The following is a 13,916-nucleotide window of genomic DNA, read 5'->3' as shown; positions in this document are numbered from 1 at the left end:
CCTCTTTCGTCAGACGGCCGTGCAGGCCTGGTCGTTCAGGGTGAACGAGGCCGGCTTTGAATTCGTGCCCGACCAGGTGCCGGTGAAGCCGAAGCCCACCGACGAGCCCGCCGCCACCGTGCCGTTCCAGCTCACGTTCTTCGCGGTGACCGAGGTGCCCGACTGGGTCCAGCCGGCGTTCCAGAGCTGACCGATCTTCTGGCCGTCCGCGAAGGACCACGTCAGGGACCAGCCGGACCAGGAAGCCGAGCCCGTGTTGGTCAGCTGCACATCGGCCTGGAAGCCGCCCGACCACTGGTTGGTGATCTTGTAGGTGACCGTGCAGGCACCGGCCGTCGGCGGGGTCGTACCGCCGCCACCGCCTCCGTCCCCGCCGCCGCTCGGGTCGGACGTGTCACCGTAGACGACGCCGCGCCCGTTGGTCGAGACGTACACGCGGCCGTACACCCTCGGGTCGCCCGTGATCGCCGCACCCGTCCAACCCCACTGGTGGGCATCGTCGTTGATGCGGGTCCAGGTCGCGCCCTTGTCGGTCGACCGGAAGATGCCGCGTACGCCGCCGATCCTGGCGCTGGCGTAGAGGGTCTGGTACGACGCCCCGCTCGCCGCCTTGCCGAAGCCGATCGTGTCGGCCTGCTCGACGCCCGCCAGCTTGGTGAAGCTCGCCCCGCCGTCCGTGGAGTGCCACAGGCCGTACGCGCCGTCGCTCGCCCCGCCCGCCAGCCACACGTCCCCCTTCGTGCCCGGCAGCGCCTTGAAGCGCACGCTGTCGCCGCTCGGCAGGCCGGATGCGGAGGATGTGGTGAAGGTGGCGCCGCCGTCCGTACTCACGTAGAACTTACCGGACTTGAAGCCGTAGAAGGTCCTCGGGTCGACGCGATCCGATTCGACCGTCGCGCCGGACGGGATGCCGCTCGACGCCGACCAGGACGAGCCGAAGCCGGTCGTGTACTGCACGCCGGTACCCGCCGGGCTCCACACGAAGCGGCTGCCGTCCGCGCCTGCTGCCACCGTGCCGCCGCCGCTCACCCCCGAAGGGTCCGTCCCGGCGAACCAGTTGGCTCCGTCGTCCGTCGAGAACGCGATGTGCGGGCCGGAGTCCAGGTTGCCGACCCGGACCACCGTGTTGGGGTTGGTCTCGGCGAAGTCCAGGCCGGTGGTCGTGGTGAAGGTGGGAGACGTGTACATCATCGACGGGACCTTGGTCAGGTCCGTGTGGCGGAAGCCGCCGATGTCGCCCAGCGCGCTGAAGAGCTGAGCGCTGCCGGACGGGGGAGAGGCGAGGTCGTTGACCGCCGTCTCCTCCAGGCCCTGCACCATCGGCCTGACCGTGAACTGGCCGCCGCTGTCCCAGTCGGTCAGGTTCTCGGTGCCGTAGAGCGTGGCGCCCGTGCCGTACATCATGCGGGACGAGTTGAACGGGTCGATCTCCAGGGACTCCGTCATCCAGCCCAGTTTCGGACTCTGTTCGGGCGGGGACGGGTTCGCGCCGAAGGTCAGCCAGGGGGAGGAGGAGACGTCGACCGTGTAGCGGTTCGAGCGGTTGGGGTACGAGGTGTAGTCCCAGGCCTTCGTCCAGGTCGCCCCGCTGTCCGTGGAGCGGAAGAGCTGGGTCTCCGGCCACCAGGAACTGTATGCGGTCGCCATGATGGTGGACGGGTGCTCGCGGTCGACCGTCAGGCCGCTGAAGCCGTAGTAGGTGTCGGCCTCCGCCACCGGGCTGATGTTCGTCCAGGTGCCGGTCGCGGTCGCATACCGCCACAGCTGGCCCTTGCCGCCGTCGTACGGGCCGCCCTTGTCGCTGTATGCGACGTACAGAAACCCGTTTTTCGCATCCAGTACGCCCTTGTGCGGCAGATAACCGGTGGGCTGGCCGGCCACGCGCTGCCAGGTCGCGCCCGCGTCCGTCGACCGGTACACCGCGTTGTCCTTGTCGGCGACCCCGACGTAGATCGTCTTCGTGGCGCTCCCCGCCGTCCCCGTCGACTCGTCGAAGGTGACCCAGACGATCCCCTGGTTGTCGCTGGCGTACCCGGTCGAATCGTTCGGATCCTGCTGGTAGTTGCCGGGATTCGGGAAACTCGGCACCTGCGACCAGGTCACCCCGGAGTCCGTCGACCGCCACAGCCCCTTGCCGCTGGGCGCCCCCAGATACAGCACGCTGTCCTTGTCCGGGTCGATCGCGAGCCGCTCGCCCATGCCCCGGCCGGGCATGTTGCCGCCGAGCTTGAACGGCAGGTCCGTCTTCTGCCAGCTCGCGCCCCGGTCCGAGGAGCGCAGCACAGCGCCGTTCCCGGGGTCCCAGCTGTTGGTGTACGTGCCGACCGCCGCGTACACCTTGTCCGGGGCGGCGGAGTCCGAGGCCAGGCTGACGACGCCGGTGTGGCCCCAGTCGTTCCAGCCGACCGAGTCCAGCAGCGGCGTCCAGGTCTTCGACGACTCCTGCCAGCGGTAGGCGCCGCCGATGTCGGTGCGGGCGTAGACCAGGTTCTTCTCGGAGCGGTTGAACACGATACCGGGGACGAAGCCGCCGCCGTCGATCCGGGCGTTCTTCCAGGTGTACGTGTCGGCGGCGAGGGTCACCTGCGGGGTGGGGGCGGCCAGTGCGGGCGGGGTGCCCGCGAGCAGGCCGGCGGCCAGCGCCAGCACGGCCGTGAGGATGCGGGATCTTCGCACGGTGGGGGTCCTCTCCTGGGGAAGGGCGGTCCCCAGTGCAGGTGGGGACCGCCCGAAGAGTGGTGCGGTGTCGCGCACCCGAAGGGGCGCGGACATGTCGGCCTGCCCCGCGGAGCGTTACTCGAGAAGCTCCGCGTACGAGCCCATGGCCAGGGCGATGTCCGCCTCGGCCCAGAAGCGGTGGTACGTGAAGCTGGGCGCGGCGCCGCCCTTGAGGTAGGCCTCGATCTTCGACCAGGCCGGGTCGTTCTTGTAGAAGGACCGGATCGAGGAGAACGTCGAGGACGAGTTGACCGCGTCGCCGTTCGGCATCGTGCCGCTCCAGCCGCTCGGCACGTACACGCTGTCGCCGAACCTGCTGTAGTCGCTGCGGGTTTCGGGGACCGCGATGCCGAGGCCGTCCTGGTACTTGCCCCACATGCCGTCCAGCAGCGCCTTCGCCGTCGCCTTCGCCGTCGCCTTCGCCGTCGCGTCACCGGACTTGGCGGCGTAGTAGGTGAGCGTCTTGGCGTACGCGGCCGTCACGCCGACGTCGTTGGTGTAGTCGGCGACCGTGACGTGAAGTCCGCTGTTGCTGCCGGGACTTGACGCGTTCCAGGTGTCGGGCTGGCCCGACCACTGGAGGGTGGAGGGGATCCGGTAGGTGCCGTCCGGGTTGATCGTGGTCTTGGACAGCGCCCACTTCACCCACTTGTCGAGGACCGCCTTCGCGGTGGCGTTGCCGGTCTGCTGGTAGTACTCGGCGACCCGCTCCATCGACCAGGCCTGGAACCCGAACCACTGGTTGGAGGGCGGGTCGTGGTAGACGGGCTCCCAGTCGTAAGCCATGCCGTAGAACGTCGACGTGCCCGCCGGCGGGGAGGCGTAGCGGCCCTGCCAGCTGTTGGTCGCACCGCCCGCGATCGCGCCCTCGGACGACTGCAGCCACTGGTAGAACTCCAGCTGTCGCTGCAACGACTTGCCCCAGTCGCTCGCCCCCGTCGCCGACTTCGGCTTCAGGTCGGCGTAGGAGCTGAGCGCGTACGCGGCGAGCGGGTTCTGGTAGCCGCCGTGCACATGGCTGGAGCCGATGCGCCAGGCCCAGCCCGCACCGGAGTCGGTGGCGCCGCCCCAGGCGTAGTACCAGGACAGCAGATAATGCGAGGCGTCCTTGCCGGTGCCGGCCGGGCAGGACGAGGCCCCCACACAGTTGCCGATCTTCTTGAAGTACTTGTCGTACATCGCATACCGCAGGTAGTCGCCCATCTTCGCCGCCTTGGCGACCGTGGCGGACACCTCACCGCCCTTGCCCTGCGCCTTCGCCCACACGTCCGCCCAGTACGCGGCCTGCACCGCACGCGCATCCGCGTCCGGGGCGTCCGTGTACTTCCACTGCTTGGCGTAGGAGGAGTCGCCGGTGAACAGGTCCAGGTAGCCGTTGGTGCCGCCGTACTTGAAGGCGTCGCAGGTCGGCTGCGGGACGGTCTCCCAGACCGACTCCTGCGGGCCGCGCTGGAAGGTGTTGATGTACGACGGCCCGGTCGCCGTCGGGCCCGCCTCGCACGTGCCGGGCTCGTTGCCGTAGCCGTAGACGTTGTCCACGTCCTGGAGCCAGTGCATACCGTACACATCGTCCGTACCGTATGCGGTCTTCAGTTCACCGGCGATCGGATCCGATCCCACCGGCACCGACGTGTCCAGCTTCGCCGGATACTCGTTCGGAGTGTCCAGCTCCGGTGCGTACGCCGCCGGCTTCGAGGCGTTGTAGAAGGAGTTGGTCGGCTGGTCGGCGTGGGTCGGGATCATGTACTTGTCCATGAGGTCCCACGCACCGTTGAACTTCGACCAGTCACCGGTGACCTTGCCGTACATGGCCTGCAGCCAGAGAAGGTAGCTGTAGGCCTCCGACGTGGTCTCGTGGCCCTGGTCCGGGGCCTCGACGATCAGCGTCTCCACCGAGTGGTAGGGAATGCCCTCGGGGGAGAAGTAGCCGTTCGCCGGGTTGGTGATCTTCCCGTACAGGTCCAGGAAGCGGGCGTCGTACGCCTTCGTCGCGGCCAGCTCCGTGACCGTGACCGTGGCCTTGGTGAGGCCGGTCGCCGACGCCGTGAAGGTGGCGCTCCCGGTGCCGGAGGCATCGGCCGTGACGGTCACCGGCTGCGCGGTGTTCCAGTTCGACGGGGTGAAGGTCAGCGCGGAACCGCCGGTCACGGACAGGCCCGTGTTCCCGTCCGTGCGGGCCACGCTCACCGTCACGTTCGCGCTCGGCTGTGTCGACAGCTTCACGTCGAACGAGCCCGACTTGCCCTGCTGGATGCCCAGTTGGGTCGGCGAGGCCACGACCGCCGGTCCCGAGGCGACCGTGATGCCGACCGGCGTGGACTCGGCGGAGGCGCCCAGACTGTCGTACGCCTTCGCCACCAGGGAATGACTGCCCACGGTCAAACTGGAGACCGGCAGCGAGTACGGCCCGCTCGTGTCCGTACCCAGCAGCGTGGTGTCGTCGTAGAACTCCACCTTGCTGATCGTCGCGTTGTCGGCCGCCGCCGCGGTCGCCGCGAGCGGTACCGCATCCCCCTGCGTGTAGACCGCGCCCGCGCTCGGGCTGGTCAGCACGGTGACCGGCGGCTGGTGCGCGCCGGCGCAGGTGGTGCCGTTGACCACAAAGGAGGCGGGGGCGGCGTTGGTGCCGCTGTAGGTGAACTGGGCGCCCGTGGAGACCGCGGCCCCGGCCGCGATCGTGCCGTTGTACGAGGCGTTCTTGACGGTGAGGGTCTGACCGGACTGGGACCAGGTGCCGTTCCAGCCGTTCGTCAGCTTCTGGTTGCCCGTGTAGCCGTAGGTCAGGGTCCAGCCGTCGATCGCGGCCGTGCCGCGGTTGGTGAGGGTGAGGTCGGCCGTGAAGCCGGAACCCCAGTCGTTCGTCTTGTAGTCGACGCTGCACTGCACACTCGCGGCGTGCGCGGCGGTGGTGCCGGTGGCGAGCATCGTCAGGGGCAGAGCGAGCGCGGCCAGCGTGGCGGTCCACCACCGCCGCACAGCTGTGCGTCTGCGTCCGGGATCCATGTGCTGGTTCCTCCTTGCGGCGTGCGGCTCGAAAGAAGTCAAGGCTTGAACCAGTGGGAGCGCTCCCATAGTGAGGACGACCCTGTGAACGGTCAAGGTGCTTGAAGAGTCGAAAAGATTCGACGGATTCGGTTGAGGAAAAGTCAAGCAACTCCCCTGGGCAATCAAGGCACTTGCCGCTACCTTCCATCGCACCAGTGGGAGCGATTCCGTTCAGTCGACGCGTCCGTCACGGCGCGCCAAGCTGCAAGGAGTCGCTCATGCGACACCCCCCGCGTTCAGTACTTTTAGCCGTCGCCGGCGCGGTCGCGCTTCTTGGAAGCGTGGTCGTCCCGGTGGTCACGGCTGAGGGAGCCACGCCCGCGTGCACGGTGGAGTACTCCGTCACCGGCCAGTGGGACACCGGCTTCCAGGGCTCCGTGAAGATCACCAACAACCAGGCAGCGATGAGCAGTTGGACGCTCACCTTCGACTTCGCGGGCGGCCAGAAGGTCACCCAGGGCTGGAACGCCAAGTGGTCCCAGTCCGGCCCCACGGTGACCGCCGCCAACGAGAGCTGGAACGGTGCGCTCGGCTCCGGCGCGAGCGTCAGCGCCGGGTTCCTCGGCTCCTGGTCGGGCAGCAACGCCGTACCGACGGCGTTCAAGCTCAACGGCACGACGTGCAACGTGGATCCGGACCCGACGACACCCCCGCCGACTGATCCGCCGCCGTCGAACGGCACCGCGCCCGCCCTGCACGTCTTTGGCACCAAGCTCGTGGACGCGGCCGGCAAGACCCGCCGCCTGCTCGGCGTGAACCGCTCCGGCGGCGAGTTCATGTGCGTGCAGGGCTACGGCATCTGGGACGGCCCGGTGGACGACGCGGCGATCAAGGCGATCGCCGACTGGAAGGCCAACGCCGTCCGCATCCCGCTCAACGAGGAGTGCTGGCTCGGCCTGTCCCACATCAAACCCGAGTACGGCGGCGCGAACTACATCAACGCCGTCAAGGACCTGGTGGCCCGCGTCGAGGCGCACGGCATGACACCGATCCTCGAGATGCACTGGTCCTACGGCCAGTACACCGGCAACTCGGCGGGCTGCTCCGACCTGCACGCCACCTGCCAGAAGCCGATGCCGGACAGGCAGTACGCCCCGTCCTTCTGGTCCTCGGTGGCCGGCACCTTCAAGGACGACCAGGCCGCCGTGTTCGACCTGTTCAACGAGCCCTACCCGGACCGGGCGACCTCCAGCACGACGGACGCCTGGAAGTGCTGGCGGGACGGCGGCACCTGCCCCGGGATCTCGTACCAGGTCGCCGGTATGCAGGATCTCGTAGACAGCATCCGCGGCGCCGGAGCCAAGAACGTCATCATGGCCGGCGGGCTGGCGTATGCGAACGACCTCAGCCAGTGGACCGCATACAAACCCAGCGACCCGACGGGCAATCTCGCCGCCGCCTACCACGTCTACAACTTCAACACCTGCGCGAGCGAGAGCTGCTGGAACTCCACCCTCGCCCCGGTCGCGGCCCAGGTGCCGCTGATCGCCGGGGAGATCGGCGAGGGCACCTGCTCGCACGGCTTCGTCGACCAGGTCATGAAGTGGTTCGACGACCACAACCTGTCCTACCTCGGCTGGACCTGGAACACCTGGGACTGCTCCGCCGGTCCCTCCCTGATCTCCTCGTACGACGGGACACCGACCGCGTACGGCGCCGGGCTGCGCGACCATCTGCGCGCCCTCGACCCCTGAGCCCCGCCAGACACCCACGGAAGAAGGAAACCCGCACTCATGAGTCGTACCAGAACATCACTGCTCGCCGCCCTGGCGCTGGTCGCCGGGGCCTCGGGGACCGCCCTCACCGCCGCACCGGCCGGCGCCACCACCACCGCCATCCCCTGCACCGTCGACTACAAGGTGCAGAACCAGTGGGACACCGGCTTCACCGCCGCCGTGACCGTCACCAACAACACGGCCGCGAAGTCGAGTTGGTCACTGAAGTGGTCGTACGCCGGAAACCAGAAGGTGACCAGCGGCTGGAACGCGAAGATCAGCCAGAGCGGCACCGCCGTCACCGCCGCCAACGAGACCTACAACGGCACGCTGGGCACCGGCGGCTCGGTCAGCTTCGGCTTCAACGGCTCCTACAGCGGCACCAACGCCGCCCCCGCCACGTTCACCCTCGACGGTGTCACCTGCAACGTCGACGACGGCAGCAGCGGGGGCGGCGGGGGCGGCGGAGGCGGGAACGGCGGCGGGGGCGGCACCGGCACCCGTGTCGACAACCCCTACGCCGGAGCCAAGGTCTACGTGAACCCGGAGTGGTCGGCGAAGGCCGCCGCCGAACCGGGCGGCAGCCGCGTCTCCAACCAGCCCACCGGCGTCTGGCTCGACCGCATCGCCGCCATCAACGGCGCGGGCGGCGGCATGGGCCTGCGCGCCCACCTGGACGCGGCCCTCGCCCAGAAGGGCAGCAGCGAAGAGGTCGTCCAGCTCGTCGTCTACGACCTGCCGGGCCGGGACTGCTCGGCACTGGCCTCCAACGGCGAACTCGGCCCCACCGAGATCGACACGTACAAGACGCAGTTCATCGACCCGATCGCGACGATCCTCGCCGACCCGAAGTACGCCTCCCTCCGGATCGTCACCACCATCGAGCTCGACTCGCTGCCCAACCTCGTCACCAACACCGGCGGCCGCGCCACCGCCACCGCCAACTGCGACACCATGCTCGCCAACGGCAACTACGTGAAGGGCGTCGGCTACGCCCTCGCCAAGCTCGGCGCCATCCCGAACGTCTACAACTACCTCGACGCCGGCCACCACGGCTGGCTCGGCTGGGACGACAACTTCGGCGCGGCTGCCACCCTGTTCAAGCAGGCGGCCACCAGCGAGGGGGCGACTGTAGACGATGTACAGGGGTTCATCACCAACACCGCCAACTACAGCGCCCTGAAGGAGAACAACTTCACCATCAACGACAGCGTCAACGGCACCTCGGTGCGCCAGTCCACGTGGGTCGACTGGAACCGCTACGTCGACGAGCAGTCCTTCGCGCAGGCCTTCCGCAACCAGCTGGTCTCGGTCGGCTTCAACGCGAACATCGGCATGCTGATCGACACCTCCCGCAACGGCTGGGGCGGCACCGCCCGCCCGACCGGACCGGGAGCGAAGACCGACGTGGACACGTACGTCAACGGCGGCCGCTACGACCGCCGTATCCACGTCGGCAACTGGTGCAACCAGGCCGGCGCCGGCCTCGGTGAGCGCCCGCAGGCCGGCCCGGCCGCCGGGATCGACGCCTATGTGTGGATGAAGCCCCCGGGCGAGTCCGACGGCTCCAGCAGCGCCATCCCGAACGACGAGGGCAAGGGCTTCGACCGCATGTGCGACCCGACGTACACCGGCAACGCCCGCAACAACAACAACCTGTCCGGGGCCCTGCCGAACGCCCCGCTGTCCGGGCACTGGTTCTCCGCCCAGTTCCAGCAGCTGATGCAGAACGCCTACCCGCCGCTGCCGTGACGCACTGACGCGGTGGACGTCCGCCGGGGTCAGCCCTCGCCGAGGGACAGGCCCCGGCGGATCGCGAACTCCACCGCCGAGTGGTCCCCGTCGGGACGGTCCAGCTCGTACGGCATCGCCGGGTGCAGCGGCGGCTGCGCCATGAAACGGGGCCGCGTGCCGTGGTGCGGCTGGGCCGCGTGCACCAGGAACGGGTGGCAGAGGTAGACGTCGCCGGGGCGGCCCGTGGCGTGGGCGAGCGGGCGGTGTGCCGACGCCTCGACCAGCTTCGGGGCGATCTCCAGTCCGGACACGCCGTCCTCGCCGTACGGCTCGAGCAGCGCCGGTACGTCGAGGTGCGATCCGACGCGGATGCGGGTCGGGGCGTCCGCCTCCGTCACCTCGCTGAACAGGAACAGCATCAGCAGCGCCCGGTCCTTCGACCGCACGTTGGCGTAGTGCCAGGTCGCGCCCTCGGGCAGGTAGCTGCCTTCGATGTGCCAGCCCGCGTCGTCCGGCTCCTCCTCGTGCGGGAACCGCAGCGGGAAGGACCCCAGGTGGTAGCGCGGCTCCCAGCGTCCCTCGCCGACCAGCACGTCGAACGCCTCGTGCAGGACGGGGGAGTTGGCCGCCGCCGCGAACGGCCCCTGTGCCATGCCGCCCACCCACACCACCGGGTCCTTCCAGGTGCCGGGGTCGTCGCGGTCGTAGCCCGTCTCCTGCCACAGCAGCCGCGCACAGTCCTCGGCGACCCGCGGCGGGAAGGCGCCTTCGATCTTCACGAAGCCGTCGCAGAGGAAGCGCTCCACCAGTTCGTCGTCCACCGGCCCATCGTCACCGGTCCGCTTGCCGCCGCGCATCCCCTTTTTGCCGGGTCGGCAACACCGCTGGCCCGCGTCCGGTGTGCCGTCGCACGCTGACGGCATCCCGACGAGAGGCTGGCCACCATGGCGCACGATCACCACCAGCACGAGCACCGGCACGGACACACGCACGGGCACGACACCGACATCGACTGGAACGAGATGGGCCCCCTGCTGGAGACGCAGGCGGAGCTGTTCACGCCCGTCTACGAGCGGGCCATGGCCTGGCTGGCGAAGGAGGTGACCGAGCCGGGGCTGATCGTCGACGCGGGCAGCGGGCCCGGCGTCGTCACGTGCCTGTTCGCCGAGGCGTTCCCCGGGGCCCGGGTCGTGGCCGTCGACAGCACCGAGCCGTTGCTGGAGCGCGCCCGCGCCCGCGCCGTACGCCAGGGCGTCGCCGACCGCTTCGACACCCTCGCAGGTGAACTGCCCGGCGTACTGGACGAGTTGGAGTACCCAGCCGACCTGCTGTGGGCCAGCCGCAGCCTGCACCACCTCGGCGACCAGCGGGCCGCGCTCGCCGCGTTCGCCGCCCGGCTGGCCCCCGGCGGCACCCTGGCCCTGCTCGAAGGCGGCCTCCCCACGCGCTTCCTGCCCCGGGACATCGGCATCGGACGCCCCGGCCTCCAGGCGCGACTGGACGCGGTGGAGGAGGAGTGGTTTGCGCGGATGCGCGCCGACCTCCCCGGCTCCGTCGCCGAGACCGAGGACTGGCCGGCGCTGCTGACCTCCGCCGGCCTGAAGCACACCCGCACCCGCAGTTTCCTCCTCGATCTGCCGGCCCCCGCGACCGACCGGGCCCGCGCCTACGTCGTCGCCGCCCTGTCCCGGCTGCGCCAGGCCGTCGCCGAGGGCGTGGACGCCGAGGACCGCGCCACCCTGGACCGCCTGCTCGACCCGTCCGATCCGGCGAGCGTGCACCGCAGGCCGGACGTGTTCGTCCTGGGCGCGTACACGGTCCACACGGCGGTGCGACCCGTCTGGTGAGGTATGCCGCCGTCGCCGGCTTCCGGGGCCGGGTCACCCTGTGGGACGCGGCGCACGGCCCTGGCGTTCTCCGCCGACGGCTCGCTGCTCCCGGCCGGGGCGCCCGACGCGTCCGCCGAGGTGTGGGCGGCGACGTCACCCCGGCTGCCGGCCTTCGGCTTTGGGCCGGACGGCGCGGAGGACCACCTCGCGACGGCTCATCCGGCCGACCGCACGCGCCCGTTGGTACCCGAGCGGTCGGCTGCCGCGGTCTGCGCCCGCGCCCACGGCGGCCCGTTCGGCATCGGGGTCGACGTCGGCACCGTGGTCATACGCCCGCTGGGGCAGGTCAACTGACGTAGAACGAATGTCAGTTGTTCGCGAGGAACTGCTTGGCCAGCTGGTCCCCGAGGGAGACCGCTGCGCTGTGGCTCTCGATGGGGGAGGCCTTGGAGTTCTTGAAGAGGATGTACGTCACGCCGGAGTCGGCCCCGCCGGTGGCCGGGTCGGGGTCGATGCCGAGCGCCTTGGCGGTGGCGTACGAGGCCTCGCCGATGATCTTCGTGGGGCCGGTGTCACCGACGACGGCGTACTCGACCTTGTTGTTGTAGACGACGGCGACGACACCGCCGCCCTTGATGCCGGCGCCGGAGTAGTTCCAGATGCTGCTGGAGCTGGGCACGACCACGTACGGCAGTGACTCGGCCCTCAGGGGCTTGCCGTCCGACTGGTGGAAGGCGGTGTCGTCCTGGTACCAGGGGTCGCGGTTCTCGTTGCAGTTGGTGGTGCGCTGGCCGTCGCAGTCGACGTCCATGTCGGCCTTCCAGAACACCGCGCCGTTCTTGCCGCACACGGGCACCGTGGCCGAAGTCTCCTCGTCGGTCTGGTATTTGCCGTGGGATATCTGCGCACAGGACGTCACCTTGGCGAGCAGGTCGGCCGCGCTGACCGAGCCCTCCTGGGCCGAAGTCGGGGCGTTTGCCGAGGCGTTGGCGGGGAGCGCTCCGGCGGCGAGGAGGGCGGCTCCGGAGGCCGCGGCGAGGGTCAGTGTTCGAAGGCGCACTGGGGGAGCCCTTCTGTTAGGAAAGTTTCCTTACCGGTGCCGTACAAGGTGGCCCATCTGCATGTCCGCGTCAAGCCTCCGCGAAGAAGTCGGGCGCACTGTGGTGTTTGCGGTGGTTTGCCCCCCGGGGAAGACTGGTTATGTCGAGCTGGGAGGCGACATGCCATGTTCGTACGCAGCATCTATGTGACCGGCGATCCCGCGAAGATCGACACGGCCGTCCGGGCGCTGAACACCGAAGGGCGGGACCTGCTCGAAGAACGTCCGGGCTACCGAGGGGCCGGGGTCTTCGTGGACCGGGAGCTCGGCAAGCTGATGGGGGTGAGCTGGTGGGACTCCGAGGAGGCGCGACACAACAGTGACGAGGTCATGCGCGAGCACAGACCGGCGCTGCTGGAGCCGTTCGCGGGCACGCTGGCGGTGGAGAACTTCGAAGCGGCGGTGGTCCACCCGGTCCAGGCACCACGGGTGGGCGGCGGACTGCGCGTCAGCCGGGTCGAGTTCGACCCCGCCGACGCGGACCTGTTGGCCGAGACGTTCCGCTCGACTGTGATCCCGCGCCTGGAGACCCTGCCAGGACTGGCCAGGGCCACCCTGCTCATCGACCGGGAGCACGGCACGGGCCGGGTCGGCACCCTCTTCGTCGACCGTTCCTCGATGGTCGCTTCCCGGGCCGGCCAGGCGGCGGCCCGGCACGAGGGCGCGGCCAAGGCCCACGTGAGCGTCACGGGCCTGGAGGAGTTCGAGGTCGTGCACTCGGAGCTGCGCCTCAACTGACCTCGCCTGCGCCTAGGTTCGGGCGCGGCCGTCCGCCCCGCCTCGGCGGCGGGGCGGACGGCCGCGCGCCGTGCGGGTGTCAGCCCAGGTCGAAGGTGGCCGGGTCCGGGCCGATCCGCCGGTCCTCGTTGAGGGCGCTGATCGCCGCGAGGTCCTCGTCGTCCAGGGTGAAGTCGAACACCTCGATGTTCTCCCTGATCCGCGACGGCGTCACGGACTTCGGGATCACGACGTTCCCCAGCTGGAGGTGCCAGCGCAGCACGACCTGCGCCGGAGTGCGGCCGTGCTTCTGCGCGATGGCGACGATGGCCGGCACCTCCAGCAGGCCCTTGCCCTGGCCGAGCGGCGACCAGGCCTCGGTGGCGATGCCCTGCTCCGCATGGAACGCGCGCGCCTCGCGCTGCTGCAGGTGCGGGTGCAGCTCGATCTGATTGACGGCCGGGACGACCGACGTCTGCGCCGTCAGCCGCCGCAGGTGCTCGGGAAGGAAGTTGGACACGCCGATCGCCTTCACACGGCCGTCGGCATGCAGCTTCTCGAACGCCTTGTAGGTGTCGGTGTACTTGTCCCGGGACGGCAGCGGCCAGTGGATCAGGTACAGGTCCACGTAGTCGAGACCCAGCTTCTCCAGCGACGCGTCGAACGCGCGCAGCGTGGAGTCGTACCCCTGGTCGCTGTTCCAGAGCTTGGTGGTGACGAAGATGTCCTCACGGGGCAGGGCGGAGGCGGCGATGGCCTTGCCGGTGCCCGCTTCGTTGCCGTAGATCGCCGCTGTGTCGATGCTGCGGTACCCGGCCTCGAGCGCCGTGGCGACGGCCCGCTCGGCCTCGTCGTCCGGCACCTGCCAGACGCCGTAGCCCAGCTGGGGCATCTCGACGCCGTTGTTGAGGATGATCGGGGGGACCTTGCTGCTCACGAGCTTGTTGATCCTTCGGTTGTCGACAGGTGGTACTCCCATCGTCAACGATCACGGGCCGGTATGCATTCCTGACCACGGAATCCGCACCAACTGACCGGATAGTCAGTCCCTGCGGCGCA

10 protein-coding genes are annotated in these 13,916 nt (G+C 69.6%); 5 read left to right on the top strand and 5 right to left on the bottom strand.

What is annotated here, in order from left to right:
• Positions 1-9: 9 nt before the first annotated feature.
• Together AQI88_RS02575 and AQI88_RS02570 are read right to left on the bottom strand one after the other, a co-directional pair.
• Positions 10-2,676: a cellulose binding domain-containing protein gene (locus tag AQI88_RS02575; protein WP_066990989.1), complete on the bottom strand. Its 2,667-nt coding sequence runs from the start codon at positions 2,674-2,676 to the stop codon at positions 10-12.
• Positions 2,677-2,793: 117 nt separating this feature from the next.
• Positions 2,794-5,721, bottom strand: a complete 2,928-nt coding sequence (locus tag AQI88_RS02570; RefSeq protein ID WP_066990986.1) for a glycoside hydrolase family 48 protein — start codon at positions 5,719-5,721, stop codon at positions 2,794-2,796.
• Positions 5,722-5,981: 260 nt separating this feature from the next.
• On the opposite strand from AQI88_RS02570, the gene AQI88_RS02565 reads away from it, so the two are divergent.
• On the top strand, positions 5,982-7,457 hold the full coding sequence (locus AQI88_RS02565; RefSeq protein ID WP_079057357.1) for a cellulase family glycosylhydrolase: 1,476 nt from the start codon (positions 5,982-5,984) through the stop codon (positions 7,455-7,457).
• A 39-nt stretch (positions 7,458-7,496) separates the two neighbouring features.
• Positions 7,497-9,230 (top strand): glycoside hydrolase family 6 protein, encoded by a 1,734-nt coding sequence (locus AQI88_RS02560; protein ID WP_066990980.1) that lies wholly within the window; start codon positions 7,497-7,499, stop codon positions 9,228-9,230.
• 29 nt (positions 9,231-9,259) lie between these two features.
• On the opposite strand, the gene AQI88_RS02555 is transcribed toward AQI88_RS02560, so the two are convergent.
• Positions 9,260-10,069: a phytanoyl-CoA dioxygenase family protein gene (locus tag AQI88_RS02555; protein ID WP_066990977.1), complete on the bottom strand. Its 810-nt coding sequence runs from the start codon at positions 10,067-10,069 to the stop codon at positions 9,260-9,262.
• A gap of 87 nt (positions 10,070-10,156) precedes the next feature.
• Between AQI88_RS02555 and AQI88_RS02550 the strand changes: the two genes are divergently transcribed.
• Complete coding sequence (locus tag AQI88_RS02550) at positions 10,157-11,059, top strand: class I SAM-dependent methyltransferase (RefSeq protein WP_066990975.1); 903 nt, start codon at positions 10,157-10,159, stop codon at positions 11,057-11,059.
• Positions 11,060-11,062: 3 nt separating this feature from the next.
• The gene (locus AQI88_RS02545) at positions 11,063-11,395 is read left to right on the top strand and encodes a hypothetical protein (RefSeq protein WP_066990972.1); all 333 of its coding nucleotides are present in this window, start codon (positions 11,063-11,065) and stop codon (positions 11,393-11,395) included.
• A 13-nt stretch (positions 11,396-11,408) separates the two neighbouring features.
• Here the strand turns inward: AQI88_RS02545 and AQI88_RS02540 are convergent, their stop codons facing one another.
• Positions 11,409-12,101 (bottom strand): glycoside hydrolase family 75 protein, encoded by a 693-nt coding sequence (locus tag AQI88_RS02540; protein ID WP_066990970.1) that lies wholly within the window; start codon positions 12,099-12,101, stop codon positions 11,409-11,411.
• A 165-nt stretch (positions 12,102-12,266) separates the two neighbouring features.
• Here AQI88_RS02540 and AQI88_RS02535 point away from each other — a divergent pair, with 165 nt between their 5' ends.
• Positions 12,267-12,878, top strand: coding sequence for a hypothetical protein (locus AQI88_RS02535; RefSeq protein WP_066990967.1), 612 nt, complete (start codon positions 12,267-12,269; stop codon positions 12,876-12,878).
• Between the two features lie 79 nt (positions 12,879-12,957).
• On the opposite strand, the gene AQI88_RS02530 is transcribed toward AQI88_RS02535, so the two are convergent.
• Positions 12,958-13,794: an aldo/keto reductase gene (locus AQI88_RS02530; RefSeq protein WP_066990964.1), complete on the bottom strand. Its 837-nt coding sequence runs from the start codon at positions 13,792-13,794 to the stop codon at positions 12,958-12,960.
• Between the last annotated feature and the right edge of the window lie 122 nt (positions 13,795-13,916).

Source organism: Streptomyces cellostaticus, from assembly GCF_001513965.1.
In the GTDB taxonomy this organism is placed as follows: domain Bacteria; phylum Actinomycetota; class Actinomycetes; order Streptomycetales; family Streptomycetaceae; genus Streptomyces; species Streptomyces cellostaticus.
Note: the sequence above shows the minus strand (reverse complement) of the source record. Positions and strands in the feature narration are given on the sequence as shown.